Annotated in this window: 21 protein-coding genes and 1 pseudogene; 10 read left to right on the top strand and 12 right to left on the bottom strand. The window is 67.1% G+C overall.

Annotated elements, in window-relative coordinates; translation table 11 throughout:
• Positions 1–24: 24 nt before the first annotated feature.
• The gene (locus tag AB4Y79_RS05170) at positions 25–2364 is read right to left on the bottom strand and encodes a beta-galactosidase (RefSeq protein WP_441859393.1); all 2340 of its coding nucleotides are present in this window, start codon (positions 2362–2364) and stop codon (positions 25–27) included.
• A gap of 421 nt (positions 2365–2785) precedes the next feature.
• Between AB4Y79_RS05170 and AB4Y79_RS05165 the strand changes: the two genes are divergently transcribed.
• Together AB4Y79_RS05165 and AB4Y79_RS05160 are read left to right on the top strand one after the other, a co-directional pair.
• Complete coding sequence (locus tag AB4Y79_RS05165; RefSeq protein ID WP_441859390.1) at positions 2786–5140, top strand: polysaccharide lyase family protein; 2355 nt, start codon at positions 2786–2788, stop codon at positions 5138–5140.
• A gap of 31 nt (positions 5141–5171) precedes the next feature.
• Positions 5172–5333 (top strand): annotated as a pseudogene (locus tag AB4Y79_RS05160) (Sec-independent protein translocase subunit TatA); the annotation flags it as partial.
• Between the two features lie 48 nt (positions 5334–5381).
• On the opposite strand, the gene AB4Y79_RS05155 reads toward AB4Y79_RS05160, so the two are convergent.
• Entirely contained in the window at positions 5382–5768 is a 387-nt protein-coding gene (locus tag AB4Y79_RS05155) for a CBU_0592 family membrane protein (protein ID WP_441859387.1), read from the bottom strand.
• A 259-nt stretch (positions 5769–6027) separates the two neighbouring features.
• Between AB4Y79_RS05155 and AB4Y79_RS05150 the strand changes: the two genes are divergently transcribed.
• The 3 genes from AB4Y79_RS05150 (at position 6028) to AB4Y79_RS05140 (ending at position 9375) form a co-directional block, all read left to right on the top strand.
• Entirely contained in the window at positions 6028–6477 is a 450-nt protein-coding gene (locus AB4Y79_RS05150; protein WP_308929162.1) for a helix-turn-helix transcriptional regulator, read from the top strand.
• Positions 6474–6893 (top strand): VOC family protein, encoded by a 420-nt coding sequence (locus AB4Y79_RS05145; protein ID WP_441859384.1) that lies wholly within the window; start codon positions 6474–6476, stop codon positions 6891–6893. Before AB4Y79_RS05150 ends, AB4Y79_RS05145 begins: the two co-directional genes overlap by 4 nt.
• A gap of 91 nt (positions 6894–6984) precedes the next feature.
• A complete protein-coding gene (locus AB4Y79_RS05140; protein ID WP_441859381.1) occupies positions 6985–9375 on the top strand; it encodes an ATP-binding cassette domain-containing protein in 2391 nt (796 codons plus the stop codon).
• 11 nt (positions 9376–9386) lie between these two features.
• Here AB4Y79_RS05140 and AB4Y79_RS05135 read toward each other — a convergent pair whose 3' ends face one another.
• Entirely contained in the window at positions 9387–10358 is a 972-nt protein-coding gene (locus tag AB4Y79_RS05135) for an alpha/beta hydrolase (RefSeq protein WP_441859378.1), read from the bottom strand.
• Positions 10359–10414: 56 nt separating this feature from the next.
• Here AB4Y79_RS05135 and AB4Y79_RS05130 point away from each other — a divergent pair, with 56 nt between their 5' ends.
• Positions 10415–10987: an MOSC domain-containing protein gene (locus AB4Y79_RS05130; RefSeq protein WP_441859375.1), complete on the top strand. Its 573-nt coding sequence runs from the start codon at positions 10415–10417 to the stop codon at positions 10985–10987.
• A 126-nt stretch (positions 10988–11113) separates the two neighbouring features.
• Here the strand turns inward: AB4Y79_RS05130 and AB4Y79_RS05125 are convergent, their stop codons facing one another.
• The 3 genes from AB4Y79_RS05125 to AB4Y79_RS05115 form a co-directional block, all read right to left on the bottom strand.
• A complete protein-coding gene (locus AB4Y79_RS05125) occupies positions 11114–12469 on the bottom strand; it encodes an MFS transporter (RefSeq protein ID WP_441859372.1) in 1356 nt (451 codons plus the stop codon).
• 204 nt (positions 12470–12673) lie between these two features.
• Positions 12674–13546 (bottom strand): NAD(P)-dependent oxidoreductase, encoded by an 873-nt coding sequence (locus AB4Y79_RS05120; protein ID WP_441859369.1) that lies wholly within the window; start codon positions 13544–13546, stop codon positions 12674–12676.
• 228 nt (positions 13547–13774) lie between these two features.
• Complete coding sequence (locus AB4Y79_RS05115; protein WP_441859366.1) at positions 13775–13978, bottom strand: hypothetical protein; 204 nt, start codon at positions 13976–13978, stop codon at positions 13775–13777.
• A gap of 303 nt (positions 13979–14281) precedes the next feature.
• Between AB4Y79_RS05115 and AB4Y79_RS05110 the strand changes: the two genes are divergently transcribed.
• Together AB4Y79_RS05110 and AB4Y79_RS05105 are read left to right on the top strand one after the other, a co-directional pair.
• Entirely contained in the window at positions 14282–15625 is a 1344-nt protein-coding gene (locus AB4Y79_RS05110) for a glycosyltransferase family 87 protein (protein WP_441859363.1), read from the top strand.
• 28 nt (positions 15626–15653) lie between these two features.
• Positions 15654–16910, top strand: coding sequence for a glycosyltransferase 87 family protein (locus AB4Y79_RS05105; protein ID WP_441859360.1), 1257 nt, complete (start codon positions 15654–15656; stop codon positions 16908–16910).
• Here the strand turns inward: AB4Y79_RS05105 and mptB are convergent.
• On the bottom strand, positions 16907–18523 hold the full coding sequence (gene mptB, locus AB4Y79_RS05100) for a polyprenol phosphomannose-dependent alpha 1,6 mannosyltransferase MptB (protein ID WP_441859357.1): 1617 nt from the start codon (positions 18521–18523) through the stop codon (positions 16907–16909). The two genes, AB4Y79_RS05105 and mptB, sit on opposite strands and share 4 nt — an antisense overlap.
• Positions 18524–18815: 292 nt before the next feature.
• On the opposite strand from mptB, the gene AB4Y79_RS05095 reads away from it, so the two are divergent.
• On the top strand, positions 18816–20315 hold the full coding sequence (locus tag AB4Y79_RS05095; RefSeq protein ID WP_441859355.1) for a SulP family inorganic anion transporter: 1500 nt from the start codon (positions 18816–18818) through the stop codon (positions 20313–20315).
• A gap of 64 nt (positions 20316–20379) precedes the next feature.
• Here the strand turns inward: AB4Y79_RS05095 and AB4Y79_RS05090 are convergent, their stop codons facing one another.
• From AB4Y79_RS05090 to AB4Y79_RS05070, 5 genes are all read right to left on the bottom strand, one after another.
• Positions 20380–21501, bottom strand: coding sequence for an NAD(P)/FAD-dependent oxidoreductase (locus tag AB4Y79_RS05090; RefSeq protein ID WP_441859352.1), 1122 nt, complete (start codon positions 21499–21501; stop codon positions 20380–20382).
• A 68-nt stretch (positions 21502–21569) separates the two neighbouring features.
• Positions 21570–22613, bottom strand: coding sequence for a Gfo/Idh/MocA family protein (locus AB4Y79_RS05085; RefSeq protein WP_441859349.1), 1044 nt, complete (start codon positions 22611–22613; stop codon positions 21570–21572).
• Positions 22613–23413 (bottom strand): amino acid ABC transporter ATP-binding protein, encoded by an 801-nt coding sequence (locus AB4Y79_RS05080; protein ID WP_441859347.1) that lies wholly within the window; start codon positions 23411–23413, stop codon positions 22613–22615. Before AB4Y79_RS05080 ends, AB4Y79_RS05085 begins: the two co-directional genes overlap by 1 nt.
• Positions 23410–24198: an amino acid ABC transporter permease gene (locus tag AB4Y79_RS05075; protein WP_441859345.1), complete on the bottom strand. Its 789-nt coding sequence runs from the start codon at positions 24196–24198 to the stop codon at positions 23410–23412. The genes AB4Y79_RS05080 and AB4Y79_RS05075 overlap by 4 nt, the downstream gene beginning before the upstream one ends.
• Positions 24199–24306: 108 nt before the next feature.
• Complete coding sequence (locus AB4Y79_RS05070) at positions 24307–25155, bottom strand: ABC transporter substrate-binding protein (protein WP_441859514.1); 849 nt, start codon at positions 25153–25155, stop codon at positions 24307–24309.
• Positions 25156–25336: 181 nt separating this feature from the next.
• Between AB4Y79_RS05070 and AB4Y79_RS05065 the strand changes: the two genes are divergently transcribed.
• Positions 25337–26446: a LacI family DNA-binding transcriptional regulator gene (locus AB4Y79_RS05065; protein WP_441859342.1), complete on the top strand. Its 1110-nt coding sequence runs from the start codon at positions 25337–25339 to the stop codon at positions 26444–26446.

The following is a 26446-nucleotide window of genomic DNA, read 5'->3' as shown; positions in this document are numbered from 1 at the left end:
TCCATACTATGACGGTGGGGCGGCTCATCCCAGGTCTTCCCGCCAATCAGACCAGCACACCAGCTGCACCCGGTCCATGGCGAGCAAATCACCATCCGCGGCGTCCCGAAGGCGCTGGGCGCCGGCGGGCAATCCCACCTTCGCGTCCTTGGAAAGCGGCAGGACCTGAAGCAAGACGACCGCGCCGGGTCGGATGCCGGCGTCGCCGATGTCGATAACCCACGCAGACCCGTCCCAGAACCGGTCGGCCACTACCCGGCCGTCCACGAGCAGCCGGGCGACGTCGCCAGCCCAGGTGATCTCCAGCTCGGTGGGCCCACCGCCAGCGGCGATCTCCGTCGTCGGAAGGTCCAGCCTGTACACCGCGGCGAGCTCCGCCACCGCTTCCCCGCCCGGCGCGGCAGCCCGGCCGGCCAGCGAACCGAAGGACGCGGGAACCGCAGCGGCACTGCGGACGGGCGCCACGGTAACGTCCAGGCGGGAAGGTTCCCTGACCACCGCGTCGGCAGTAACAATCTCGAACCGGCCGGACCGGCTCGAATACCTCCGGACCGACGGCGTTCCCAAAGAGCGGCCCGCCAGCAAACCACGCGGATCAACCCACGCCGGCTCAGCGGACAGCACGAGTTCCAGGCCTCGCGGCGTCTCCAGCACCCACGCCTGGTCCGCCAGCGAAGCAGGCAGGACCAGGATTTTCAGGACACCCCCGGAACCCGTCGCCGTCACCGGAGCCAGGGAAGAAGAAGGAACGGCGTAGGCATTCCCGCCCACCGGAGCCGCCTCGCCCGACAAGACCGTCCCCTCCGGCAGGCACAGCCGCGGTTCGATGCCGGCTTCCGCGGCAAGGACCAACGTCGGCGATCCCTCCGAATCGAGCACTGTCAGCGCGGACGCGGTGGCCCAGAGCAACCGGACGCCAGCCACCTCCAGGTTCACCGGCCAGGCACCGATGGTGCCTGCGGGAATATCAACGGGCGAGTCGGGAACCGTCACCGGCCCGTCCGCCAGCCCCAGGCGGAACTGCGCACCTATATATGCAGGAAGCGGTATATGCGCCTGATGCCAGCTGATGAACACAAAACCTGACTCCCCATCCGAGCGCAACGCCCAGCGCAGGGTCTCCGCGTCATCGACCCCCCACGGCTCCCGGTCCGGCAAGGTGGACGGCATCGGGGCCAGGCGCTCCCCGAAAGCGGCCAGGAACGCATGTTGCCGGCGCAGCAGCGCGAAGCTCGGAGCCAGCCTGCCGGATGCGCCGATGGGCGCGTGGAAGTCGTAATCGAACTCGGGGAGGTCGTTCGGGTAGCCCGTCGCCTGGGACTCCTGCAGGCAGGCCGCAGGGTTCGTCCCGCCGGCGAACATGTAGTACCCCTGCCAGCCCGATCCGCTGCCGATCTTGTTGTTGGCAACGGCCGCCACGTCCTTGCCCTCGGGCCATGGCCGCCGGTGGTAGGCGGTGGCCATGCCGCCGGCCAGCTCGCAGGTGGCCGGCGGATAAAGGCTTGAGGTGGACCGGCGCGGCGCGGCATCGCTTCCGGAAAGGTGTTCGCGGAGGTCGGCGCCGATGCCGGGATCGTCCCACTGGTGACTGAAGAAGTAGTGCTGGCGGAACGTCGGGTCCCAGGGCGCGTCGGCATCCACCCAAAACCCGTCCCCGTAGCCGCCGAAGACCGGCAGCACCTCCGCCTCGGGCAGGTCGGCCCCGCCCCACGCTGTCGCGGTCCAGATGGGGGCCGTGAGTCCGGCCGCCCGGGCCAGCTCCTTCAACCGGGAAAGATGGGCCGGCTGGTCGTAGAGCTCGTTTTCCAGCTGGATGCCGATCACGTTGCCGTCCGGCCCGGACAGGCCGCGCAGCTCCGCCCCGAGGAGGTTGTACCAGCGCTCCACCATGGCCAGGTACGCGGGATCGTTGGTGCGGTGTTCGACGCCGGCCGCCTGGACCCAATCCGGGAAGCCGCCATTGCGGACCTCGCCATGGGCCCATGGCCCGATGCGCAGGACGACGTCCAGATCCAGGGAGGCACAGAGCCGGACGAATGCCGCAACATCCAGGTTGCCGTCAAACCGCGCCCCACCCTCCACCGGCCCATGGTGGATCCAAAAGACGTAGCAGGCCACCACGGTGATACCGCCGGCCTTCATCAGGCGAAGCCTGTCCTCCCAGCGGTTCCGGGGCAGCCGGCTGAAGTGGATTTCCCCGGAGACCGGGATGGCCGGACGTCCGCCACACTCCAGGTAGTGGTTGGTGACCCGCCATCTGCCGTGCGGATCCTCGGTGTTGCTCATGGGCGGCCGCAGCAAGGCATTGCCGTGCGGCCGGTGGGTGGCGGTCAGGAGGTCAAGGGCCGTATTTGGGGAGGGCATGAAGAAGTCTTTCAGTTCACTGGCGGTAAGGATCAGGCGGTTCTCCGGCAGGCAATGCCGCCCGCGTCAAGGATCGCCCGCTGGCGCGGCAGGGCACCGGGCTGGCCAAGCGTGGTCGGCTCGCTGAGTCGGATGGTCGTCCATCAAGGCTATGAAGTGGTCTTGACGGGTGACCATGGCAAAAACCCGCAGCTATATGGACGATCGTGTACTCGCCATGGCGCCCGGAATAGTCCGCGCAGCTTGAGCGCACAATTCCCTTGGGCTCCCGCCCAACGGAGGATGACGGGGCTCCGGATGCCTTGTCGGAGTCCGGAAGCGGTTGCCGTGCGCCATTGACGTCGCGGCCAACCCTTCATAAAATCGTTTCAATCATCTGGAAAGCGTTTCCATTCTGAGTCCGCTCAACGAGGAGCCATCTATGCAGCACAACGGAATGCAACCGTCCAGGGGTCGGGGAATCACCCGCAGAAACGCCATCCAGGGGGTGGGCGGGGCGGCGCTGGGTGCTGTCCTTGCCAGCCAGGCCGGTGGCCCTGCCTCGGCGGCGCCTCCGGTGGCAGCAGGCGAAGGCGTCAAGGTGTTGATCGGTGGCGCTCCGGCCAGTGTGGGCAGTTACGCCTTCCCGGCAGAGGTCCCGGAACTGGTCCTGGACAACGGGCTGGTGCGGGCCACGTTCGGCCGGGACGACGCCGGCATCCCCACCGGTTGGTCCGATGTGTCCATTACGGCAACGTCGATCTTGGTGGGCGGCCAGGAGCTGGCACACAACCTCAATGGCGTCGAGCCGCGGGATCCGGACCGACAGCACTCCTTCTACGTGGACGCCTCCGGTGGCAAGACCCGTCTTGTGTGTTCGCGGGTTGACGTTGTGCGGGCCGAACCCGGCTTGGTTGAGGTGGTCTTCGTCGACACGACCAGCACCCCTCTGCGCCACGAACACCACCTCGTGATGCGCTCAGGCCGGCGAGGTATCTATGGCTACGACGTCATGACCGCGGTGACCGACACGGCCATCAACGAGGTCCGGATGAATACCAGGTGGGACCGCAGCATTCTCGATCATGCCTACAACTGGGAGCGCGGCGCGGGGCAGCAGCCAACATACGCCTACCTCGCCACCCAGCAGAGGCTGCAGGACGAGACCTGGAAGGTGGACGGCATCAACAACGCCAGCCTTCCCAGCCCGGAGAGCAACTCCGGGAATTTGCCGGCGGACTCGGTCTACAGCAAGTACGACTGGAGCCTGTATCACCACGAGAACCCGATGTTCGGGCACTTCGGCCACGGCTACGGTGCCTGGTTCACTCCACTGGGCGGCATCACGGACGACACCCTGTGCGCGTTCTATGGAGCCGGGCCACAGCACCAGGACCTGGGGATCCACCAGGACGCACTCATCCTGAACTATTTCTCCCGCAACCACTACGGGGAACCCGCCTATCCCATCCCGGCAGGATACCGGCGGCTGTACGGGCCCTGGCTGACCTTTTTCACCGTCGGGGACGACGCCGATCCCGGCGCGATGATCGCCCAGGCCGCGCGCACCGCCGAAGCCGAGATCAACGAGCACCGGGGCGGCGCGCCATGGGTGTCCGATCCCCTCTACCCGTCACCGGCCGGCCGCACCACTGTCACGGGCCGGGTCCGCCTGACGGATGGCCGCCCCGCCGCCAACTTCCACGTGATCCTGTCCACCCAGGACAGCGACAGCGTGTTCCCCATCGCCGAGCCCACCTATTTCGTCAAAACCGACGCCGACGGAAACTTCACCCTTCCCGGTATCCCGCAGGCCTGGAAGCCCGGCAGCACGGCACCAGGCTCTTACGTCCTGTACATCCAGCCGGCGGACGGCTCCGTTACCGACCTCTACCGCCGGCCCGGCGTCGTGGTATCCGGCAGCACCCAGGACCTCGGCGAGATCCTCTGGACCCCCGGCAGCCACGGGACATTCCTCTGGCAGCTGGGCCGCTCCGACCGGACCGCCGGAGAGTATGCACTTGCCACCAAATCGCCCGTAAACGCCAAGCCGCGAGGCTATGTAAAACCGTCCACCATACCGGCCGACCTGACCTTCACCATCGGCGAAAGTTGGGAACCCACGGACTGGTACTACGCCCAGACCAACAGGGGCACCTGGACGGTGCGGTTCACGCTTGAGCGTGCTTTCCAGGGAACCGCCTACCTCACCGTTGCAACGGCCATGCAGCAGGGCGGCGCGCCCACGGTAGCCGTAAACGGCAACAGCTCGTCCATAACCGGCGTCCTCCCCAACAGCAACGACTCCACCATTGCCCGGCAGGCAGACCGGAGCGGATATCCACGGACCGCCGTTTTGTCCTTCCCGGCAGCACTGCTCGCAGCCGGCGAGAACCGGATCACGTTCGCGCATGGCGCTCCAGCGCCCGCCGGCAAGGGACCGGGCTGGGACACGCTGGTCCTCGAAGTCGACGAAGGCACCCCCCAGCCCGCGGCACAGCTGACGGCTGATGTGCAAAAGGCGTACTCCGGCGGCACCACCACCTGGGCGGTGACTGTCACCAACAATGGCCCCGGCACCGCGCGTGACGTCCGGATTGAAAGCATCAGGAACCCATCGGGCCAGCCGGCCAAAATCATCGGCCGGGACCCCGCCAAGTTCGCCGTTCCCCTGGCCGCCACCCTGGAACCGGGGGCCAGCACCAGCGCGCACATCAGCGTCCTCGGCGGCCAACCAGTGACGGTGGCCCTAACAGCAGACGGCGGACGCACCACCACCAGCGCCGCAGGCAAATAACCGGGACAAGCAGGCAACGAAAGGAATTACTGTGGGGAGACTGTTCGATGGCCCTTGGCCCATCATCATCATTGTGGTTGTGGCGCTGCTCCTGTTCGCGGCGCCGAAACTGCCGGCCATGGCACGCAGCCTCGGCCAGTCCGTAAGGATCCTGCGCTCTGAGGTCAAAGAGATGAAGGCCGACGGCGACACGGCCGGCGGCAACTGAAGGAACCCTGCGCGTACGTCCCGCCAGCGGCGGTTAAAGCGCCAGCCGCGGCCCGTCCCCGGCGGGATGTACCGAAGGGATCACCGGCAGGGAGCCGGTGAGTGCTTCCACCACGGCCATCTGGCCGGTGCTGTCCGGAACTCCCGGATACTGGACCTGCGCCGGTTCAACAACAGGCGCGGGGTTTTCCGAGCGCATCCGCACCAGCGCAACAGCCGAAATCAGGAACCAGGCCACGTTCGTAACCACCGACGGCCATGCCCCATGCAGGGTGCCGTTGATGATGAACGCAACGGAGCCGAACAGATTTGCCGTCTGGAACCCTTTGCCTGCCTTCAGCCACCCCATGGAAACTGCCAGGTACGCGCTGAGTATCGCAACCGCCCCTGCCCAGCCGGCAATTTCCCACAGCAGTTCCATGGCATCCTTCCAAGGTGGTGCCTGCGCAGTATCCGGGCAGGGCTCAAGACGGTGATTCAAGGTTTTGGTTTCGCCGCGTGCCGTCCTCCGCAGGACCGCGCACATCCAGCTCTGCGTTGCCTCAAGCCCTATTCGGGCGAGGACCTCATACGCTGGCCGGCGGCATAATCATACCCCGCACACACGGGCACTTTTGACGCCCGGCCGCCCGCCGCCCGAAGGGTGGACAAGACCCCCGCGGCGTAGCACGATCGGAGCTGTGACCAGCAGTCCAGCCAACGATCCCTACCTCCGGGAACTCACCCAACTCCGCCGCGTCAAGGACCGGATGGACCGGGAGTACGCGCAGCCGCTGGACGTCGAATCGCTCGCCAAGGACGTCCACATGTCCGCAGGCCACTTCAGTCGCCGCTTCAAGCTCGCGTACGGCGAATCCCCCTACAGCTACCTCATGACCCGGCGCATTGAACGGGCCATGGCGCTGCTGCGCATAGGTGACCTCAGCGTCACGGACGTGTGCTTCGCCGTCGGCTGCTCCTCGCTGGGAACCTTCAGCACCCGCTTCAGTGAACTCGTGGGCATGCCGCCCAGCGTCTACAAGCAGGAGGCGGCGCACTCGACGGCGGGGATCCCCGCGTGCGTGGCGAAGCAGGTCACCAGACCGGTCAGGAATCGAGAAGCGCCCGCCCCTGAGCCGTTACTAGCATGACTGCCATGGACATCAACATTTCCTCAACCTTCCTTCCCGCCACCGATCCCGACGCCTCACTGGCGTTTTACCGCGACGCCTTGGGCTTCGAAATCCGCAAGGACGTGGGCCGCGGCACCATGCGCTGGATCACCGTTGGCCCCGCGGGCCAGAAGGACGTCTCCATCGTCCTTTGCCCGCCGGCGGTGGACCCCGGCATCACGGACGATGAACGCCGCACCATCGCCGAAATGATGGCCAAGGGCACCTACGCCACGATCGTCCTCTCCTCCCGCGACGTGGACGCCGCGTTCGCCAAGGTGGAGGCGACCGGAGCCGACGTCGTCCAGGAACCCATCGACCAGCCCTACGGAATCCGCGACTGCGCCTTCCGCGACCCGGCAGGCAACACTGTCCGCATCAACCAGCAGCCCTAGGCATATAACCAGCAATGTATATAGGGCGACGCCGCGGGGAGGCTGCCAGCGCAGCCTCCCTGCAGTGCCGCCCAGGATAGAGGGGGACACCTTGAGCACCGACACCAGCACCGACGCCGCCCAAACCGGGATGCATCTGGCCGACAGGCATGACACCATCCGGGTCCAGGGCGCGCGGGAAAACAACCTCAAGGACGTCAGCCTCGAGCTGCCCAAGCGGCGGCTCACCGCCTTCACGGGCGTGTCCGGCTCGGGCAAGAGCTCACTGGTGTTCGCCACCATCGCCGCCGAGTCGCAGCGCATGATCAACGAGACCTATAGCGCCTTCGTCCAAGGCTTCATGCCCAGCCTGGCCCGGCCGGACGTGGACCGGCTGGAGGGGCTGACGACGGCGATCATCGTGGACCAGGAGCGGATGGGCGCCAACCCTCGGTCCACGGTGGGCACGGCCACGGATGCCAACGCCATGCTGCGGATCCTGTTCAGCCGCCTGGGCCAGCCCTACGTCGGGCCGCCCACGGCCTTCTCCTTCAACGTTCCCACCCGCAAGGCCAGCGGCATCATGAGCACCGAAAAGGGCGGCCGGGTGGAGAAAAACGTGGTCCGCCAGGTGACTTACCTGGGCGGCATGTGCCCCAGGTGCGAGGGCATGGGCAACATCAGCGATATCGACCGGACCGCCCTCTACGACGATTCGAAGTCCCTGGCCGACGGCGCACTCACCGTCCCGGGCTACTCCATGGACGGCTGGTACGGCCGGCTGTTCGAGGGCATGGGCCTGCCCATGGACAAACCGATCGCGAAGTTCACTGCGAAGCAGCTGGACACCATGCTGTACGCCGAGCCCACCAAGATCAAGGTGGAGGGCGTCAACCTGACCTTTGAAGGCATCATCCCCAAGATCCAGAAGTCCATGCTGTCCAAGGACGTGGAGGCCATGCAGCCGCACGTGAAGCGGTTCGTGGAGCGGGCGGTCACGTTCGCCACGTGCCCGGACTGCGGCGGCACACGCCTCACGCCCGAGGTCCTCGATTCGCGGATCAACGGCAAGAACATCGCGGACCTGTGCACCATGCAGATCAGCGACCTCGCGCAATGGATCCGCGGACTGGACGAGCCCACAGTGCGCCCGCTGCTGGCCGGGCTGCGGGACCTGCTGGACTCCTTCACGGAGATCGGCCTGGGGTACCTGTCGCTGGACCGCCCGGCCGGCACCCTGTCCGGCGGCGAGGCGCAGCGGACCAAGATGATCCGGCACCTGGGCTCTTCCCTCACCGACGTCACGTATGTCTTCGACGAGCCCAGCATCGGCCTGCACCCGCACGACATCGAACGGATGAACACGCTCCTGCTGCAACTGCGGGACAAAGGCAACACCGTCCTGGTGGTGGAGCACAAACCGGAGATGATCGCGATCGCCGATCACGTCGTCGACCTCGGTCCCGGCGCCGGCACCGGCGGTGGCGAGATCGTCTACGAGGGCGACGTCGACGGGCTGCGTGCCAGCGGCACCATCACCGGGCGGCACCTGGGTGACAAGTCCCGGCTGAAGGATTTCGTCCGGGCGCCCCGCGGCGCGCTGGAGGTCCGGGGCGCCTCCACCAACAACCTGCGCGACGTGGACGTCGACGTGCCGCTGGGCGTGCTGTGCGTGGTGACGGGCGTGGCCGGGTCCGGCAAGAGCTCCCTCATCCACGGCTCGCTGGCGAAGCGTGGCGGGGTGGTGGTGATCGACCAGGGCGCCATCAAGGGGTCCCGGCGGAGCAACCCGGCCACCTACACCGGGCTGCTGGAACCCATCCGAAAGGCGTTCGCCAAGGCCAACGGCGTCAAGCCTGCCCTGTTCAGCTCCAACTCCGAGGGCGCCTGCCCCACCTGTAACGGCGCCGGCGTGATCTTTACCGAACTTGGCGTCATGGCCACGGTGGAGTCCACCTGCGAGGAGTGTGAAGGCCGCCGGTTCCAGGCCGCCGTCCTGGAGTACACCCTGGGCGGGAAGAACATCGCCGACGTCCTGGACCTGTCCGTGGAGGCGGCGCTGGCGTACTTTGCCGAGGGCGAGGCCAAAACGCCGGCGGCACACAAGGTCCTGGAACGGCTGGCGGATGTTGGGCTGGGCTACATCACCCTGGGCCAGCCGCTCACCACGCTGTCCGGCGGCGAGCGCCAACGCCTCAAGCTGGCCACGCAGATGGCGGAGGCCGGCGAGATCTACATCCTGGACGAACCCACGGTGGGGCTGCACCTGGCCGACGTCGAACAGCTGCTGGGCCTCCTGGACCGGCTGGTTGACTCCGGGAAGTCCGTCATCGTCATCGAGCACCACCAAGCGGTCATGGCGCACGCGGACTGGATCATCGACATCGGTCCCGGCGCAGGGCACGACGGCGGCTCGATCGTTTTCGAGGGCACGCCGGCGGACCTGGTGTCCGGCCGGGCAACGCTCACCGCGCAGCACCTGGCGACCTACATCGGCCGCTGACGCGCCGCCCGCTAGCCTCGCTGCAGCCGCCCGAGGAAGGACACGGTGGCCGCGGCGATCTGCTGCTGCGCGGCCTGGCGGCTGATGCCGGGTTCGCCGTCGCCGGGCTGCGGCCCGTAGTCGCCGAAGAATGCGTGCACTCCGCCCTGGACGGCCGCGAATTCCGCATCCACGGGGAGGAGTTCCCGGGACGCCTGGATCTTGTCAGGGGTGCTGAGTCCGTCCTGGCTGCCGGAGATGGAGAGGACGGACAGTCCGGTCCGCCCGCGCAGCGAGTCGATCGGGAAGGAAGCGTAGAGGACCAGGCCGCTGACATCGGTGTTGGCCAGCGCGAAGGACGATGCGGATACCCCGCCCAGCGAGTGGCCGCCCACCGCCCACGTGGTGATGTCCGGGTTGCCGGCCATGGCGCTCCGGGCCTGGTTTCCGTCCAGCAGGCTGAGCCCCAGCGGTTCCTTCAGGATGACCACCCGGTACCCGGCGCCCACGGCAGGGGCCAGGATGTCCTGGTACGCCTTGGCGTCCACGCGGGCGCCCGGGTAAAAGACCAGTCCTTTCGTGGCGGTCCTGCCCTCTGGTGACATGGTGATGGCGGTGGCTGACTCGGTGATGGCGAGGTCCGACGTCGGGCCTGCTTCCGCTGCCTGGCCCGGCTGGTAAGCGAAGGGGCTGAGCCAGGCCAGCCCGGCGGCGAGCGCCAGCACGGCGAGCCTGGCCAGCCAGGCACCGACGGCCCGGACGCGGGAGCGGGGCCGCGGAACATCATGGCGACGCCACAGCAGGACGGCCCAGGCCACACCCGCCGCGGCTGCGGCCAGGAGGATGCCCGGCAGCAGCGGGTGGCCGTCCAGGACTGCAGGGTTTCCAGCCAGCATCCACGCGGGGACCAGGATCAGGGCGGCGGCGCAGGCCACCGACGCCCAGAACAGAACGGTCCGGTGCCTGGCGGGCATAACCGGGGCCGGGGCTGGTGAGGTGTCCATGGGTCTGATCTTTCCACCGGGCGTCCAAATATTGGTGAACGGCATACGCTGACGGTATGGCTGAGAGTTTCCGGTACGACGTCGAGATCCTGCACTTGCTGGTGTCACCCGCGCACGCCTACTTCGGGCGGGCCCGCGACGGGGCCGCCGATGTTCCCACCGATGATGCTGCGCAGGCGGAGGTGGTGGCCGGGAAGGGCATCGTGGGCGACCGGTTCTTCGGCAAGGCCGCGCACATGGACGCCGCGGTGACCCTGTTCGCCGTCGAATCGCTTGAGGCCATCGCCGCCGAGCTGGGCACGCAGCCGTTCGATCCCCTGCTGACCCGCCGCAACGTGGTGCTCCGCGGGGCGCAGCTGGCGCCGCTGCTGGGACAGGACTTTGCGCTGGAGTCGGGCGGGGGCAGTGTGGGGTTCCACGGCGGCCGGCATGCCCAGCCCTGCGCATGGATGAACGAAATGCTCGCCCCTGGGGCGCACCCGGCCATGCGGGGCCGCGGCGGCATCCGGTGCCGGGCCTTAACCAGCGGGCTCCTGCACCGGGGCCCTGCCGTGCTGGTCAGTCCCGTGCCGCTGGATCCGGGCCAGGCCGGGGAGGCGAGCCTCCTGCGGCCATCGCGGCTTCCCTAGCAACGAGCACGACGCCGTCACGCCCGGCACGCTTTCGGCCCACCCATGGCGGTGATGCCCCGGAAAACCGGGACACCGCCGTCGGGCACTCCTCGAAAGCCTGCTCCGCGTGACGCGGGTGCGGCGTCAGGTGGCTTTTAGCCCCTCAAGGTCCTCGAGCGATTTGCCCTTCGTGTCCGAGGACATCAGGGTGGCCACCGCGGACACCAGGCAGATCCCCAGCGTGGTCAGGCCGATGGTGAGCGGCACGTTGGCAGAGCCGGGAGGAGCGATCGCGGTGAAGATGCTCGGGAAGAATGAGGCGATCATCAGCCCGATGTTCTGCGAGACGGCAAAGCCGGTCACCCGGATCCGCATGGGGAACTGCTCCTGGAAGAACGTGGCGAACGTGGCGTTCCACATCTGGAAGAAGATGCCCTGCACGATCACGACGCACACGAAGACCAGCGGCAGGCTTCCCTGCTGGATCGCCCACAGGTACCCGGTCACCAGCACGCCGCCAATGACCCCGCCGGCCGCCATGAGCATCCGCCGGCCGATCCGGTCGGACAAAGCACCGAAAACCGGGATGGTGATGACGGCAGCGATGTTGGCCACCAGGGTCACCCAGAGGAACTCGCTGCTGGAGAAGCCGTTGCCGTAGCCCTTCTGGGTGGCGTAGGAGACTCCGAAGATCAGCGTGGCCATGCCGATCACGTTGGTGAACGTCATCGCGATGCAGCGGACCAGGACGCCGGGGCGGGTGCGCAGGAGCTCGACGAGCGGGAAGCGTTGCTTGGCTTGGGCCGTTCCGGATTGCGCATAGGCGGGGGGTTCAGTCACGCGGCGGCGGATCAGGTAGCCGGCCAGGATGACGACGGCGCTGAGCAGGAACGGGACGCGCCAGCCCCACGAACTGAACTGCTCCGCCGGGAGGAGCGCGGCGAGCGGGAGGAGCACCGCCGTGGCCAGGATCGAGCCCACCTGCGTGCCCTGGAGGCTGAAGCTGGCGAAGAAGCCACGCCGTGCGTCCGGTGAATGTTCCACGATCATCGCGCTGGCACCGCCCAGCTCACCGGCCACCGCGAAACCCTGGATAAGCCGAAGGACCACCAGCAGGGCCGGCGCAAGGAGACCGACCTGCCCGTACGTGGGGAGGAGTCCAACAGCGAAGGTGGCGAAGCCCATGAGCAGCATCGCGAACACGAGCACCTTCTTGCGGCCGTGCCGGTCGCCGTACGCGCCGAGCACCACGGCACCGATGGGCCGGGAGACATAGCCGACGGCGTAGGTGGCCAGGGAGGCGATGATGGCTACGGTCGGGTTACCGGACGGGAAGAAAATGGCGGGGAAAACCAGGGTTGCCGCCAGGGAGTACAGCGCGAAGTCGTAGTACTCGAGGGCGCTTCCGATCCAGCCGCTCATCGCGGCTTTCCTGGGGTCCCGAACGCCGGTTCCAGCCCCTTGACTGGTGAGGGGCACGCGGGTTGGGGTGGTGCTCATGGGCTTGTCCTTCGTCTTCATTGGCAAGGAACCGGAGCCGCTGGTTTCGGCAGTGTCCAGGGCTGGCGTGCTGCCGCATCAGCCGGATCGGGGCCGGAGCGGCAGCTCTTGAATCGATTCATCCAATATAGAAGGCGATGCGTGTCACGTCAATGGCAAGCGCTATCCCAGAAGATTAGGGGCGCCCCAGAACGGAGCCCCCTGCTACCGGCTCGCGTGGTACGCGGCTGCCATGTCCTGCTTGCCCCGGCCTTGGCCGGCCACCCGGTCCAGCCTGGCGGCGGCTGCCACTGCTCCGTCAAGTTTCAGGCCCTCTTGTGCGGCGGCATCGATAATGAGGTGCGCATCCTTGCGGGCGGTGTCGACTGCGAAGGACGCAGGCTCCAGTCCATCGTCCAGGATGAGGCCCATCTTGGTCCGCAGGTAGGGCAGGTCCAGCGGACCGCCGTCGAGCACGCTGAGGAACTGCTCCGGATCAACGCCCAGCGCCTGGGCAAGTGCCACCGCCTCGCCCGCGGCATTGGAGGCGGCAATGACCCAGCTGTTAACCACCAGCTTGAGCCGGGCGGCCGAGCCCCGGGAAGGGTCTTCGCCCGTCCAGATGGTGCAGGCGCCAACGGCATCAAGGACCGGCGCTACGCGGTCGCGCACGCCCTCGGGGCCGGCGGCGAGTACCAGGAGCTGGCCCGCCTCGGCGGGCGCACGGGTACCGGAGACAGGTGCCTCCACCAGGTCCAGGCCGAGCTCCGTGGCCAGGGCGGCCAGAGCGGGAACGTCCTGCACTCCCACGGTGGTGGACTGGATCCAGGCCGCGCCGGGGCGGATGCCGGGCGCAGCCTGCCGCATGACCTGCACCACTGCGGCGGCGTCGTACAGCATGGTGAGGACAACGTCGGCGGCCTCCACCGCTTCGGCAGGGCTGGCTGCCGGACGGGCCCCTTCGGCCACCAATGGTTCCGTTTTGGCCGCGTCCCGGTTCCACACTGATACTTTGTGGCCGGCACGGAGGAGGTTGCGCGCCATGGCCGCTCCCATGATTCCGGTTCCAAGAACCGCCACGCTCACCTTGGTATCCATGCCGCTCTCCTGATCCGGATCTGTTTTCAGTGCAGACGAACGGCAGGTACCCACGCGTGGCGGCGGCCAAACCCGGGACAAGGAATTCCTGCCACCTGGGCACGGCGGATACGCCAGGCAGGACGGCGTGGGCAGTCACGTACGACGGCGGCGCGAAAGAGCGCGGGACGGCGCGGGAGCACGTCCCTTAAAAGGGGAAGCGGCGCTGGATTGGCGCCGAAGAGGTGGCTACCAGGCCTGGTGTTCCCGGGTGAGGCCGAAGGGAACCGTCTCGCTGAGGGCAACGGTGAATTTGTCCACGCCGTGCCGGGTAACGAGGATGCCGTGGCGCTGGCCGGTGAGTGCATGGGCCTTGGCGGCGGCGACGGCGGCGTCGAGCTCGCTGTCCATGCTCTGGCGGTCGGACACGGTCAGGGTCAGGGGGAAGTTCATGTTGTGGTGCCTTATGTCTTTCGTGGGGCTGGTGGGCATACGCCGCCCAGCGCTCCCCCTGGCTGCATAGGCGGTGGGCACGGAAGTGCCTCGCACCATGGTGCCTGAGCAAATAAGAGCCAGCAACTTTAGATAAATGCCGCAGGTCAGGCGCGCGGAGTCCAAGGATTGTCCTGACAATTATTGGCGGAGATGCGCCGTGAATTAGAGTTGAACGGGACTGGAACCCGAAATTCAAGGCCTCCAATCCCCATGAGACCCGCTTCGGGGCATGACCCGAGCCATTTTGCGCCGCCGCTGACTGTGCAACGACCTGACAAGGAATCCGCCATTTCCACCGACGCTCTCTTCGGCAACCTCACCCGGATCCGCGATGTCATCCTTCCCGCCAGGGTGCGGGCGGCGCTGAACAGCGGGCGCGGGCTGCTGGGCGGCTTCATCGTGGTGCACCTGGTCTTCCTGGTGTTCGGCGCCTCCCTGTCCCTGCGCGGCGAGGCCTTCAGCGACACCTTCATCTACCGCGAGTGGGCCATGGCCGGCTTCAACGACGCGAACCTCTCCGGCGGCCCCAGCCCCTGGGTCTACCCCATCCTGGCCTTGATTCCCATGGCCATCGCCGGGGTGGCAGGACCTGGCCCGTTCTTCTTCCTCTGGGTCCTCATGACCACCCTCCTCAACGGCTGGGCCCTGCTTAAACTCACCGGGCGGGGCCGCAACACCAATGCCATCCCGGCTGGCTGGTGGTGGCTGGCATTCACGTTCCTGATGGGCTGGCTGGGATTCGCCCGCGTTGACGGCCTCACCGCTCCGCTGGTCCTGGTGGCCCTGGCGTACGGCGTCCAGCGCCCGTTCGTCGCCTCGATCCTGCTGGCGGTCGGCACCTGGGTCAAGGTGTGGCCGGCAGCAATCATGCTTGCCCTCTTTGCCGTCGTGAAGAACCGCCTGCTGGTGGTGCTGGCGGGAATCGCCGCGACGGCGGGCGTCGTGGCGCTGGCGGCAGCCCTGGGCAGCGTCCCCAAGCTCCTGAACTTCCTCACCCAGCAGGGCGACCGCGGCATGCAGCTCGAGGCCACCTTCACCACCCCCTGGCTCTGGCTGTCCGTCCTGAACATTGGCGGTTCCCGGATGTACATGAACACGGACATCAACTCCATGCAGGTGGACGGCCCCGGCACCGCCACCATGTCCGTGCTGATGCAGCCGCTCCTGGTCCTGGCCGCCCTGCTGGTGGCAGGCCTGGCCTTCTGGGCGCTCCATAACGGCAAGCAGCACAAGGTGGCAGGCGGCGTTGACCGCACCGAACTGCTTCTCGCCGGCGCCCTCGCCCTGGCCGCCGCCTTCGTGGTCTTCAACAAGGTGGGTTCCCCCCAGTTCATGGTGTGGCTTGGCCCTGCCGTCGCGGTCGGGCTGGCGCACAGCTGGCGCGAATGGCGCGTCCCTGCCCTGATGCTGATCGCCATCGCCGTGGCCACCTACTTCATCTACCCGCTGTTCTACGACGCCCTCAGCCACAACAACCCCTGGATGGCGCTGGTGCTGACCATCCGAAACGTCCTGCTGGTGGTCCTGTTCCTGTGGAGCGTCCGCCGCCTGTACTCGCTGGGCAAGAAGACCGCAGCACCCGCCCCCGCGCTCAAGGAGACCTGAGATTTCCACGAGGTTCTTTGACCGCCTGGTGACGGTCCGCAGCAAAGTCCTCCCGGCCACGGTGGTGGACTGGTTCGCCCGGCCGTCCAGCGTCTGGTGGGGGTTCGTCGTCGTGCACGTGTATTTCCTGGGCTGGATGGCATCCTTCTTCCTGAACGGCAATACGTTCAGCGACACCGAGCAATACCGGCAGTGGGCCGTGGAGGGCTACAACCCGGCGGACCTGACCGGCAAGATCAGCCCCTGGGTCTACCCGGTCCTGGCACAGATCCCCATTTTCCTGGCCAACATCGCCGGCCCCGGCCCCTACCTCCTGGTCTGGTTCCTGATCATCACGGCGCTGAACGCCGTCGGCCTGCTCTACCTCACCCGCGGACCACGGACCGTGACCGGTGTTGCTCCGGCCTGGTGGTGGCTGTTCTTCACGGTCTTCATGGGTTACCTCAGCTTTGCCCGGGTGGAGGGGATTACCGCCCCGATCGTGCTGATCGCGCTGCTCTACGTGGCGGAGCGGCCCGTCGTAGCAGGCGTCCTGCTCAGCATCGCCACCTGGATCAAGGTGTGGCCCGCGGCAGTGCTCGTGCCCATCGTGATCGCCAGCCACAAGCGGGTCCAGGTGGTGCTCGCCGGCGCCGCCGTGACCGCCGTCGTCTGCCTGGGGACCTGGCTGACCGGCGGCCTGCCGCACATCATGGATTTCCTCACCAACCAGGGCGAGCGCGGCATGCAGCTCGAGGCCACGTTCTCCACCCCCTGGGTCTGGCTGAGCGTCTTCCACATCGCGGGCTCCAAAATGGCGGACAACACGGCCATCAACTCCACCGAGGTCTACGGCCCTGGGGCCAGCGTGGCGGCGTTCCTCATGCAGCCGCTGCTCATCCTTGCCGCCCTTGGCGCTGCCATCCTGCTGGTGCGTGCCCTGCGGCGAGGCGCCGAGCGGGAGGAGCTGTTCCTTGAAGGCGCCCTGATGATGGTCACCGCGTTCATCGTCTTCAACAAGGTGGGCTCCCCGCAGTTCATCATCTGGCTGGCTCCCGTGATCATCGCCGGTCTCACGCACGACTGGGAGCGCTGGAAGGTCCCAGCCGCCCTGCTAATGGGCATCGCTATGACCACGTTCGTGATCTACCCGCTGTTCTACACGCCGCTCATCCACGCCCACCCGGTCATGGCGGCCATCCTCACCACCCGCAACGTGCTCTTGGTGGTGCTGCTGTGGTGGTCGGTGAAGCGCACCGCGGAGCTGGGCCGGAAGACCACCGCGCAGGTACCGGCAGGAGCCTAGGGGGCTTCGGAGCGGTCGACGGCGGCACGGGCTTCGGCCCGGCGCGCAGCCCGGCGGTCCACCGCCCACTTCCAGGCGCGCCGCGCCACATCCAGCGGTTTGCCTTCGATCAGCAGTTTCCGGGTGTGGACATCCAGGACCAGCAGGTAGAACGTGAAGGCCAGGGCGGTGAAGAACGCCATGGATGAGGCGTCGATGGGCAGCTCCACGAAGGACCAGACCGAGAGCTGGTCCTGGGCGCCGAACACCACGAAGAACGTCACGCCCACATAGAGCGACCTGATCTGCCAGTCGTCCCGGATGCCGGTGACGGCCAGGAACGGCAGGAACCACAGGATGTACCAGGGCTGGATGATGGGTGAGAGCATGACGACGGCGGTGAACGCCAGGGCCATCCGGCGTACCGCCCGCGAGTAGTCGCCGCGGAACATCAGCAGCAGCACCAGCCCGATGGCGGCCCACTTCATGCCGGTCCGCAGGAAGGTGGCCAGCGTCCCGCCCGGCAGGCCCAGCGCGTTGGCCAGCATCTCGACCTGCTGGCCCAGGAACCCCGACGGCGAATAGCCCGTGTAGCCCGGGGTGGGATCCATGATGGCCCAGGTCCAGCCGATGCCCAGGTTGAACGGGATGCCGCTGAGCGCCAGGACGCCAAAGCTGATGGCCGCCGTCGCAGCCCACATGAGGAACCTGCGCGGCCAGGTGGCGCCCGGGCCGGCCCACATCAGGCCAATGAACGGCAGCAGCAGCACCGTGATGGGCTTGATGCCGATGGAGGCGGTGACCAGGAGGATGCCCAGGAGGTAGCGGCGCGTTGCGGCCAGGTACACGCCGGCGACGGCGAGCCCCACCATGAGGGCGTCATTGTGGGCGCTGGCGATGAAACTGATCAGGAACAACGGGTTGGCCACGGAAACCCAGAGTGCGCGCGCCCCGTTGATGCCGTGCAGTTCGGCGAGCTTGGGCACGAAGACGACGCAGAGCAGCACGCCGACGCCGGCCAGCAACCGGAAGAGCAGGACCGACGCGTCCGGCTGGGCGCCGGTCAGGCCCACCACCCCGCGTGCCAGCCACAGGAAGTAAGGGCCGTAGGGTGTCCGGTTTTCCGCCCAGGCCGGGTCGGCGCCAAGGGCGAACCAGTTGTTGAGGGTGGAGATGCCCACCTCGTAGGGGTTCTGGCCTTCCATCACCAGCCGGCCCTGGCCCGTGTAGGCGTAGACGTCGCGTGAAAAGACCGGGACGCAGAACAGCAAGGGCAAGGACCAGGCGGAGATGGCTGCCACCACGGACCGCAGCGACGATTGGCCCCAATCCCCCAGCCGCTGGCCCAGCCGCAGCCAGGAGCGCATCAGCAGCATGGCTCCGGCCGTCAACAGCACGGTGGAGACCGCCACGCCCCAGCCCTCGGTACGGAGTGCGATCACCACGGGCTGGCGGATCATGGGCGAGCCGTTGGCGATCCAGCCAGTGCCGATGGAGCCGACGAACATCATGAGGGCGCCAATGAAACCTTCGATGGTTGCCAGGTAGGCGCGGCCCTTGGCAGGCGCGGAGGCGTCGGCCGGTTCGCCCGGCCGGCTGTCCGAAGTCCTGAGGTGTGACCCGCCTGCCGTCATGATGTGTGTGGTCCCCTACCTTGTTACGGCCCTGGCAGCACCAGCTCCAAAACCGCCCTGCAACCCGGCCATTTTATCAGCCATGCTTACTGCTGCCCCGGGGCGTCCTGCCGGGCCCGAAGCCACAGTTTGGCAGCAGAGCTAGGGTAGCCTTGGACACGCAGCCGAGTTCGGCCTATTCTCCTCCACCCCAGCTGTCTTCCATGACCGGGCTGGACCCGTGCGCACCGTGGCGCGCAGAAACGTTGCCCACCCGCCCTTCCTTGAGGGCCCACGTCCTTGGAGCCGCCCCTTGTCCGTCGCCGACAACCCCCGCCTTCTTCGGCAACCGGTAACTGTCCTTACCGCCCTGCGCTCCCCGCGGCAGCTTTCCCGCGAGGTCCTTGCCGGCATGGTCACCACCCTGGCCCTGGTCCCGGAAGTCATTTCGTTCTCGATCGTCGCGGGCGTCGATCCGATGGTCAGCCTTGTGGCCTCCATCGTGCTGGCCCTGACCATGTCGGTCCTTGGCGGCCGGCCAGGCGTGGTGACGGCGGCGGCGGGCTCCGTCGCCCTCGTGATCGCACCGCTCGTCCACGAGCGCGGCGTCGAGTATGTCCTGCCCGCGGTACTCCTCGCCGGTGTGATCCAGATCGTCTTTGGCTTGGCCGGCCTGGCCCGCCTGATGCGGTTCATCCCGCGTTCGGTGATGATCGGGTTCGTGAACGCCCTGGGCGTGTTGATCTTCATGGCGCAGGTGCCCCACGTCCTCAACGTCCCGTGGCTCGCCTACGCCCTGTTCGCCCTGACACTGGCGGTCATCTTCATCCTGCCGCGCTTCACCAAGGCGGTTCCGTCGCCGCTGGTGGCGATCGTCGTCGTCACCGCCATCGCCATCATCGCCGGCCTCGCCGTTCCGAACGTCGCGGACGAGGGCCCGCTCACCGGCAAGATGCCCGGGATCACACCATTCCTGTTTCCACTGAACCTGGAGACTTTCCAACTGGTGCTGCCCACCTCACTGAGCGTGGCGTTCGTCGGCCTCATGGAAACCCTGCTGACGGCCAAGCTCGTCGACGACATCACCGACACCCCCTCGCACAAGGGCCGCGAGTCCTGGGCCCTGGGCGTCTCGAACATCTTCGCCGGCCTCTACGGCGGCATCGCCGGCTGCGCCATGATCGGCCAGACCGTCCTCAATGTAAAGACCGGCCAGGCCCGCACCCGCATCTCGACGGTCGTGGCCGGGCTCTTCCTCCTGGCCCTGGTGACGGGGCTCAGCTCGATCATGGGACAGATCCCCATGGTGGCCCTGGCGGCCGTGATGATGGTGGTCGCCGTCACCACCGTCGACTGGCACAGCGTCAAACCGTCCACCCTGAAGCGGATGCCGGTACCGGAGACGCTCGTCATGGCTGTCACCGTCGCCGTCGTGGTCCTCACGGGCAACCTCGCATACGGCGTGCTGGTCGGCGTCGTCCTCGCGATGGTGCTGTTCGCGCGCCGCGTGGCCCACGTCATCAGTGTTGAGCGGACCTTGGCCGACGACGGCGGGAGCGTCCGCTACGAGGTGGTGGGCCCGCTCTTCTTCGGCAGCAGCAATGACCTCGTGGAGCACTTCGCCTACGCCGACGACCCCGCCGCCGTGACCATCAACCTCAGCCGGGCCCAGATCTGGGATGCCTCAACGGTGGCCGCCCTGGACTCGATCGAGACGAAGTACGCGGACCATGGCGCCACGGTGGCGATCGAAGGCCTGGACGAGCGCAGCACCGGCTTCCACCGCCGCCTCACGGGGCATTTGGGCGCCTGACCATCCCCGCCCCATGCTGATGAACTGGCGGGACCTGCGCGGCCCCGCCTGCTCACCATGGGGTTCAGGAGAAGCGCCCGGGCCGGAAAGTTGCAAGCATGGGGTGCTTTTTTCCGGTCAGGATCTCGCCGGCCAGAAGCTCGCCGGCGATGAGTCCCAGCGTGGCGCCGGAGTGGGTGAACGCCACGAAGCATCCGGGAACCTGGCCCAACTCGCCCAGGACGGGTTCGCCGTCGCCGGGAATGGGCTTATAGCCCATCTTCCAGGAGGCGGGCTTGAGTTCCGGGTTTCCTTCAATCAGCTTCGAGGCCTCGTCGGCGAGTTCCTGCACCACCTCGTCCGGGATGCTGAACGAGCCGTCCGCATGCTCGGTGATGTGCTCTTCGTACCAGTCATGGTCCAGGGCGAAGGTGCCGCCCGGGTTGGGCCGGAGGGCTGCGCGCGGCGTGTTCATGACTGCGGCAACGTCGTGCTGTACCTGCTTGGTCACCACCAGCATGGACACCGGGGACCCATTGGGGATCTGCACCCCCAGGGGTTCGACGACGGCGGGCGTCGCTGCACCGCAGGCCACCAGGACCGCGTCGGCGGCGTAGGTTCCGCCTGCGGAGGTCTCCACACCCGTGGCGCGGCCGCCCTCCACCATGACTGACGCCTTGCCGGCATTAAGGACCAGTTCACCGCCGCGGGCGTGGAATTCTTCCATGAGGAAGTCGATCAGGTCCGGGAGGCTGACCCAGCCCTCGCCCGGGTTGAAGATTGCGTTCTCCGGTACAGCGCCGGAGTCAATCCCGGCGGTGACGGCAGCGATGCCTTCCGGGGCCATGAGCTTCGAGTCGTATCCGATGGACTTTTCATAGGCGTGCCGCTCCTCGGTGGTTTCCCGCTGCCCTTGGGCGTTCCACATCAGGCCGCCACCGAACTGCAGCCATTCCCGTGCCGGATCGGCGGCAAAGAGGGTGCGGTAGCGGTCCACGCCGGCCAAGCGCAACTGGTGGTACGGGGTGGACCGTTCACCGGCGGAGTTAAGCCAGGACAGCGACCGGCCGCTGGCTTCGCTGGCCAGGCCGCGTTCGGTCAGCAGGATGACGGAGGCACCGTCGCGAAGAAGGTGCACTGCGGTGGAGACGCCCAGGATTCCGCCGCCGATGATGGCGACTCTTTTGGTGGATGTTGCAGAGGACATTGGTGTCCCTTTCTGAATGATGTTGAAGGACGCGGCGGCGCGCCCGGAAAAGGAAGGATGCGGCCGGGTCAGGCCATGGCGTGGATGCCCTCGATGACTTTCAGCACGTCCAGCGGTCCGGCCGGATCCACCGGCAGGGGCCCCTGTCCACGCAGGGCACCGGCCAGCTGCACGTAGAACTGCGGGTAGGCGCCGCGCTCTGCGGGAACCGCCTCAGGGCTCCCATCCACCCCAAGGAGCCCCCAACTTCCCTGGGGTTCCACTCCGTAGCCGGGGTCCGACGGCGGCAGGCCCGCCGCGAGGGCAGGTTCCTGGCCGTCGAGGCCCCATTTGGTGTAGGCGGACCGGGAACCAAGGACGTGGAAGCGCGGTCCGGGCTGCGCCGCCATGCCGTTCATCCAGAGCCGCGAGCGGACACCCGAGGTGTGCAGCATGGACACAAAGGCTTCGGTATCGGCTGCGTCCTGGTGTGGTCCACGGTTGGCGGTTTCGCCGTAGGTACGCTCCACCGGCCCGAAGAGCTGGACCGCCTGGTCAATCAGGTGCGCGCCGAGGTCGTGCAGGATGCCGCCGCCCTCGGAAAGGGACACGGTGTCCCGCCAGTTCCCAAAACCCTCCGGCCGCCACCATTCAAACCGCGATTCGAACGTGGTGACCTCGCCCAGAGCTCCGGACTCCAGCACCTTCTTCAAGGTGAGGAAGTCCGCATCCCACCTGCGGTTCTGGAACACCGTCAGCCGCACCCCGCCGTCGGCCGCCCTGCTGATCAGCTCCTCACCCAACGCCGACGTAGGAACAAAGGGCTTGTCCACCACCACGTGCAGGCCGTGCGCGATGGCTGTCGCGGCCAAGTCGAAGTGGGTGTGCGGTGGGGTGCCCAGCACAACCAGGTCCAGGTCCGCAGCGCAGTCGAACAGTTCCTCCGGCGTCCGGATGATCCGTGCCTGCGGGTAGAGGCGTGAGGCGTCTGCGGCCCGCTCGGGCTGGGATGTGACTATTACGTCGAGGGAGAAGGCCGGGCTGGCGGCGATCAGCGGCGCATGGAACACCTTGCCGGAGATGCCAAAGCCGACGACGGCGGTCCGGATGGGTGCCGCTGCAACCACAGCCATCAGAGCACCTCCGAGAGGAAGCGCTGGAGGCGTTCGCTGCGGGGGTTGTCGAAGAGTTGCGCGGGCGTCCCGGCTTCGACAACTTCGCCTTCGTCCATGAAGACCACCTGGTCCGCCACCTTGCGGGCGAAGCCCATTTCGTGGGTGACCACCAGCATGGTCATGCCGCGCCGGCCCAGGCCTGCCATCAGGTTCAGGACGCCTTTGACCAGTTCGGGGTCCAGGGCGCTGGTGGCCTCGTCGAAGAGCATTACTTCCGGTTCCATGGCGAGGGCCCTGGCGATGGCGACGCGTTGCTGCTGGCCGCCGGAAAGGTCCCTGGGGCGGTGGTCGGCGCGTTCGGCCAGGCCTACCTCGGCCAGGCGGCGGCGCGCAGTTTCCATGGCTCGCGCTTTGGGCATCCCTTTGACGCTCCAGAGGGCAAGGGCCACGTTCTCTTCGGCGGTGTGGTCCGGGAAGAGGTTGAAGTGCTGGAACACCATGCCGATGCGCGTCCGGAGGGTGTCGGGGTTGGCGCCGAGGGTGCTTTCGCCGGCCAGGAGCACATCACCGCTCTTGGGTTCATGCAGCCGGTTGACGCCGCGCAGCAGGGTGGATTTTCCGGAGCCCGAGGGGCCGATGATGCAGGTGGTGGTGGCCGGGGCGACCGAGAGGCTGACGTTGCGCAGCACTTCGATGTCACCGTAGGCCATGGTCAGGTTGCGCAGTTCCAGGCTGGAGCCGTGGAAGGCCTGGGGATCAGGGCTGGTGTGCCTGTCCCTGCGGGCAGTGTTGCTGGTGGTGGGGGTGGGCAGGTTCATGTGTTGCTCCCGGTGGTGAGCGGCGAGGCCGCGTCGAGTTCCTTGACTTCCTTCAGCCCGCTGGTGGGCGGTGCCGCACGGCGGCGGCCGGTGCGGAACTTGTTGTCGAAGTGGTTCACCAGGTGGGTCAGCGGAACGGTGATCACCAGGTAGAAAAGGCCGGCTGCCACCAGCGGCGAGAGGTTGCCGGACAGGACGGCGGCATCCTGGCCCACGCGGAAGAGTTCGCGTTCGGACACGAGCAGCCCCAGGAAGTACACGAGGGAGGAGTCCTTCACGATGGCGATGAACTGGTTCACCAAGGCCGGAAGCACCCGGCGGACGCCTTGGGGCACCACCACCAGGGCCATGGACTTGGCGTAGCTCATGCCCAGGGCACGGCAGGCTTCACCCTGGCCTTTGTCCACGCTGAGGATCCCGGCGCGGAAAATCTCGCCGATGTAGGCGCTGGCAATCAGGCTCAGGGCGATGATGCCCAGCGGGTAGGGCGACGGGCCGAAAACCGATTGGCTGAGGCGGGCAAAACCCTGGCCGATCAGCAGGATGGTGAGGATGGCGGGCAGGCCGCGGAAAAGGTCCGTGTAGATCCGGGCCGGCACCCGCAGCCATGTGGACGGTGAGATGCCCATGACGGCCACCACCATGCCCAGGACCGTGCCCAGGACGGTGGCGGCGATGGAGATGATCAGCGTGTTGAGCAGGCCGACCGCCAGGAGTTGGGGCAGGACCTCGGCCATTGCGCCGAAGTCGAAGAAGGTTCGGATGATGGTGTTGAGCCAGTCCATGGTTGCTCTCAGACGTAGGTTGGGTGGAGGTTCCGGACGGACCGCGTGCTGCGGCCCGTCCGGTCAGGCGGCCAAAAGAGGTGTTTGCCGGCCGGCTGATTGCCTGTGCTACTTGCTCGGCGCCGGCGAGGCGGTCTGCTCGGCCTTGGGCAGGTACTGCTCAGGCATCGGCGAGCCGGGGAACCACTTCTGGTAGAGCTTCTTCCAGGTCCCGTCCTCCATGGCTGCCGCCAGGCCCTTGTTCAGGGCCTCCTTGAACGCGGTCTTGCCCTTGGCCACTGCGAAGCCTGCTGGTGCGTCGAAGGAGGGGATGTCCGCGGCGCTGACCAGTCCGTGCTGTTCCTCGTAGGCTTTGGCGGCCTCGTAGTCGAGGAAGTGGGCGTCAACGCTTCCGCTGTTCAGCGCGGCGATGGCGGTGTTGTTGTCCGGGAAGCGGACCAGGTTGGCTGTGGTGAAGTTCTTCACCGCGTACGCTTCCTGCAGCGTTCCCTGGACCACGCCCAGGCGCTTGCCGCCCAGGCCCTCGACGCCGGTGATTCCGGAGGTCTTGGTGGTGATGACGGTCAGGTAGCCGGCCAGGTAGCCGTCGGAGAAGTCGACCGTTTCCTTGCGCTTGTCCGTAATGCCGATGGCGGCAACGCCGGCGTCGAACTGTCCGTTGGCCACTGCGGCCAGGAGGCCGGAGAAGTCCTGACCGGTGAAGACCACGTTGTCCACACCGGCCCGGTGCGCCACGTCCTTGAAGAGTTCCACGTCGAAACCCGTGAAGTTTCCAGAGGCGTCGGCAAATGTATACGGCTTGGAATCACCGAGGCTGGCTACGCGGATGGTGCCGGGCTGGATCAGGCCGTAGGGGTTGTTTTCTGTGGTGGAGGCGGCCGAGGTGGAGCCGCAGCCGGAGAGGGCAAGGACCCCCGCAAGTGCTGCCGCGGCAATGCCGGCCGGGCGGAATTTCATCTTCTTCACAGCGTTGTCCAATCGTTGGTGGGGAGGCGGTGCTGTCAGGGCCGCCGAAGAAAGTCGCCGATGGTCTTGTTGAGTCCGGTCTCACACCCTAGGATTGAGACCGGACTCACATCGATGGATAGAAATGTAGCCGAAGTCACAAGGGGCGTCAACACCCCCTCGAAAGGTGAAGATGAACGGTGAAGGAGCACGGCGGCGGGACGTAACCGTTGCCGACGTCGCAAAAGCCGCGCAGGTATCCAAAGCCCAGGCGGCGCGGGCACTGGGAAACTACGGTGCGGTCAGCGATGATGTGCGCGAGCGCGTCCTCGCCGCCGCGGAGGCACTCTCCTACCGCCCCAACGAGCTCGCCCGCAGTATGAACACGGGGAAATCGCACACCATCGGCGTGGTGGTGGGTGACATCGAAAACCCGCACTTCGGTCTTGCCACCCGGGGCATCACGGACACTGCCAAGAAGGCCGGCTATAACGTCATCCTGGTCAACACGGACGAGGACCGCGCGGCCGAGGTGGACGCGGTCCGGGTCTTGCTGGACAAGCGCGTGGACGGGCTGATTGTGGCACCGGCGTCCTCCGTGGATACCGGGCATCTGCAGGAAGTACACAGGTCCGGCCGTCCCCTGGTTTTTATCGACCGTACCGCCGGTGACCTGCAGGTGGAGACCATGGCGGTGGACATGGCACGGATCTCCCTTGAGGCCACGCAGCATTTGCTCGAGGCCGGGCACCGCCGCATCGCCTTCATCTCCACATTGACGACTGACTCGCCCTACACCCCGGGGATGGCCCTTGAGTCATCGCAGATCGCCGACCGTCTTGCGGGCATGCGGCAGGCCTTCCTGGAGTCCGGGCTGCCTTTTCCGGAAGACCTGGTCAGGTTGAATGCGGGCGACGAAGACTCCATCCGCAGTATCACCCGCGAAGTGCTGCGGGACCCCAACCGGGCCACAGCCGTGGTCGCATCGGACGGCCTGATCGCCCTCAGCGTCGTCGAGGCGATCCAGGAACTGGGCCTGTCCATTCCCGCGGACGTTTCGTTCCTCATGTATGACGACTTCGCGTGGACCAGGCTCACCACCCCACCCCTTACCGTCATTGCCCAACCCGTCTACAACATGGGCGTTGCAGCGGCCAAGGCGCTCATCCGCCAGATGGAGGGCCTGCCCCCCGCCGCCCCGGCCCAGTTCACGGCCACCCTGGTGCGGCGCGGATCGGTGGGACCGCTGCGGACGGGCGAGGACCATGCGTACCTACAACCGGCCGGACACGGTTTACCCTGA

It is taken from the genome of Pseudarthrobacter sp. YAF2 (genome assembly GCF_052113345.1).
Taxonomy (GTDB): Bacteria; Actinomycetota; Actinomycetes; order Actinomycetales; family Micrococcaceae; genus Arthrobacter.
This window is presented reverse-complemented; position numbering and strand designations above follow the sequence as displayed.

Excerpts from the sequence above, each read along its gene's own strand:
- AB4Y79_RS05170 (WP_441859393.1), bottom strand. The coding sequence starts at position 2,364 with ATGCCCTCCCCAAATACGGCCCTTGACCTCCTGACCGCCACCCACCGG.
- AB4Y79_RS05165 (WP_441859390.1), top strand. The coding sequence starts at position 2,786 with ATGCAGCACAACGGAATGCAACCGTCCAGGGGTCGGGGAATCACCCGC.
- AB4Y79_RS05155 (WP_441859387.1), bottom strand. The coding sequence starts at position 5,768 with ATGGAACTGCTGTGGGAAATTGCCGGCTGGGCAGGGGCGGTTGCGATA.
- AB4Y79_RS05145 (WP_441859384.1), top strand. The coding sequence starts at position 6,474 with ATGACTGCCATGGACATCAACATTTCCTCAACCTTCCTTCCCGCCACC.
- AB4Y79_RS05135 (WP_441859378.1), bottom strand. The coding sequence starts at position 10,358 with ATGGACACCTCACCAGCCCCGGCCCCGGTTATGCCCGCCAGGCACCGG.
- AB4Y79_RS05130 (WP_441859375.1), top strand. The coding sequence starts at position 10,415 with ATGGCTGAGAGTTTCCGGTACGACGTCGAGATCCTGCACTTGCTGGTG.
- AB4Y79_RS05125 (WP_441859372.1), bottom strand. The coding sequence starts at position 12,469 with ATGAGCACCACCCCAACCCGCGTGCCCCTCACCAGTCAAGGGGCTGGA.
- AB4Y79_RS05120 (WP_441859369.1), bottom strand. The coding sequence starts at position 13,546 with ATGGATACCAAGGTGAGCGTGGCGGTTCTTGGAACCGGAATCATGGGA.
- AB4Y79_RS05115 (WP_441859366.1), bottom strand. The coding sequence starts at position 13,978 with ATGAACTTCCCCCTGACCCTGACCGTGTCCGACCGCCAGAGCATGGAC.
- mptB (WP_441859357.1), bottom strand. The coding sequence starts at position 18,523 with ATGACGGCAGGCGGGTCACACCTCAGGACTTCGGACAGCCGGCCGGGC.
- AB4Y79_RS05090 (WP_441859352.1), bottom strand. The coding sequence starts at position 21,501 with ATGTCCTCTGCAACATCCACCAAAAGAGTCGCCATCATCGGCGGCGGA.
- AB4Y79_RS05085 (WP_441859349.1), bottom strand. The coding sequence starts at position 22,613 with ATGGCTGTGGTTGCAGCGGCACCCATCCGGACCGCCGTCGTCGGCTTT.
- AB4Y79_RS05080 (WP_441859347.1), bottom strand. The coding sequence starts at position 23,413 with ATGAACCTGCCCACCCCCACCACCAGCAACACTGCCCGCAGGGACAGG.
- AB4Y79_RS05075 (WP_441859345.1), bottom strand. The coding sequence starts at position 24,198 with ATGGACTGGCTCAACACCATCATCCGAACCTTCTTCGACTTCGGCGCA.
- AB4Y79_RS05070 (WP_441859514.1), bottom strand. The coding sequence starts at position 25,155 with ATGAAATTCCGCCCGGCCGGCATTGCCGCGGCAGCACTTGCGGGGGTC.
- AB4Y79_RS05065 (WP_441859342.1), top strand. The coding sequence starts at position 25,337 with ATGAACGGTGAAGGAGCACGGCGGCGGGACGTAACCGTTGCCGACGTC.